At 39.7% G+C, this 2,295-nt stretch carries 1 protein-coding gene; it reads left to right on the top strand.

The window, feature by feature from the left end:
- Window positions 1–58: 58 nt before the first annotated feature.
- Window positions 59–2,295 (top strand): lectin-like domain-containing protein (locus tag KH893_RS10960; RefSeq protein WP_281166164.1); only part of this gene is annotated, 2,237 nt, incomplete at its 3' end.

Raw genomic sequence — 2,295 nt, 5'->3', positions numbered from 1 at the left:
ATGTTCAAATAGGGTGTACGCAATCTGATTATACGCAAGGATATTTGGAGGGAATATGATGGAAAAGTTGCATTATAAAATGTACAAAAAAGGTAGAAGATGGGTGTTCGCAGCAATCACTGTTGTAGCTTTAGGAGTAGGAGTGGGCACAGAGACAACTATCGTTAAAGCGGATAATGACATTTCGGTATCAAATAGTACAGAGTCAGATGCTGATTCTAACAATGATATAACCAACGACACTACTGGAAATTCTACGACCAGCACAACAAGTAGTACTAGTGAGAGCTCCACAGCCGGCACAACAAGTAGTACTAGTGAAAGCTCCGCAGCCGATACAACAAGTAGTACTAGTGAGAGCTCCGCAGCCGATACAACAAGTAGTACTAGTGAGAGCTCCGCAGCCGATACAACAAGTAGTACTAGTGAGAGCTCCGCAGCCGACACAACAAGTAGTACTAGTGAGAGCTCCGCAGCCGACACAACAAGTAGTACTAGTGAGAGCTCCGCAGCCGACACAACAAGTAGTACCAGTGAGAACTCTGCATCTGGCACAACAAGTAGTATTAGTGAGAGCTCCGCAGCTGATACAACAAGTAGTACTAGTGAGAGCTTTACAGCCGACACAACAAGTAGTACTAGTGAGAGCTCCGCAGCTGACACGACAAGTAGCACTAGTGAGAGCTCCGCAGCTGACACGACAAGTAGCACTAATGATAATTCACAGAAAGATGCAACAATTAATAGCATAACAAATGTCACCAATAATCTTACTAATTCTGTTGATAGTAAGATAGTGGAAAACAATGTTCAAATTTCTTATAGTACCTTGATTCAACAATTAAGTACCGCTAATGAGTTAGCATTAGATGAAGAAGCGCTGACCCATGTTGATAAAGATAATTTTTTACAATATTTTACTTTAAATGGTTCTGCAACTTATGATGCTAGTACTGGAATTGTAACACTTACGCCTGATGAAAATGATAAAGTTGGTAATTTTTCACTCACTAGCAAAATTGATATGAATACTAGTTTTACATTAACGGGACAAGTTAATTTAGGTTCCAATCCTAATGGGGCAGATGGCATTAGTTTTGCTTTCCATAACGGGAATACTTCTGATTTAGGAAACTCTGGTGGAAACCTAGGTATTGGGGGGCTTTTGGATGCTTTAGGTTTTAAGCTAGATACCTGGTCTAATGGTTATCAGACACCACAATCTAATAAAAATGGAAGTCAAATTGATCCAACTGATTCTAATGATTTTGGTTGGAATGGAGATTCAAAGAGTGCGCCATATGGAACATTTGTTACAACTAGTGATCAACAAATTAAATCAAAAGATGGAACTTATGTTCAAAGATGGTGGGCAGAAGATGTTGCCGGGTCAGCACAATCTTTAAGTAAATCTGATGTAGATGGTCAGTTCCATGATTTTGTAGTTAACTACGATGGCTCAACTCGCCAATTAACAATTTCTTATACAGAAACTAGTGGGAAGATCCTTACTTGGACAACCACAGTATCAGATTCTTATCAGGCAATGGCGATGATTGTCAGTGCTTCAACAGGTGGCGCTAAGAATTTACAGCAATTTAAAATAACTAGTTTTGATTTTCAACAGGCAGCTACTGTTAATGTCGAATATGTGGATACTGAAGGGAACCAAATAGCACAAGGTGAGGTTAGTTATCCAGAGGGTACTAACGTCAATGGCGCTTATTCGACTGAGCAACTAACGATTCCTAACTACACGTTTGTAAAAATGGGTGACGATAGTTTGCCTACTTCTGGCACGTTGACGAAGGCAGGAGTTAACGGAACAGTTATTTATGTTTATGCTCCAGCCTATACTGCGACCACGAAAACAGTTAATGAAACAATCAATTATGTTGATCAAGATGGCCACTCGGTAGCAGCATCTTATACGGCGCAACCAGTTACTTTCTTGACGGTTACTAATCCAGTTGATGGTTCCTCGGTAACCTATTATTCAACAACTACTACAGATAGTTCCTTAGATAAAGAAACAGGGTTACCAACTAATTCTAATTGGGTGGTGGCAGCTAGCGCAGATTTTCAAGAAGTAGTAAATCCAGAAGTTAAGGGATATACAGTAACTAGTAATGATGCCCCAAACTCAGACTTGACTAGCGTTTCAAATCAAAATGTCGATAATAATTCAAACGACTTGAATTTCACGGTTGTGTATACTAAGAATGCACCGACAGTCACTACCGAAACGAAGACTGTGAATGAAACCATCCATTATATCTATAAAGATGGTAGCAA

The sequence above is a fragment of the Liquorilactobacillus sicerae genome, from assembly GCF_029916425.1.
Classification (GTDB): Bacteria; Bacillota; Bacilli; order Lactobacillales; family Lactobacillaceae; genus Liquorilactobacillus; species Liquorilactobacillus sicerae.
Note: the sequence above shows the minus strand (reverse complement) of the source record. Positions and strands in the feature narration are given on the sequence as shown.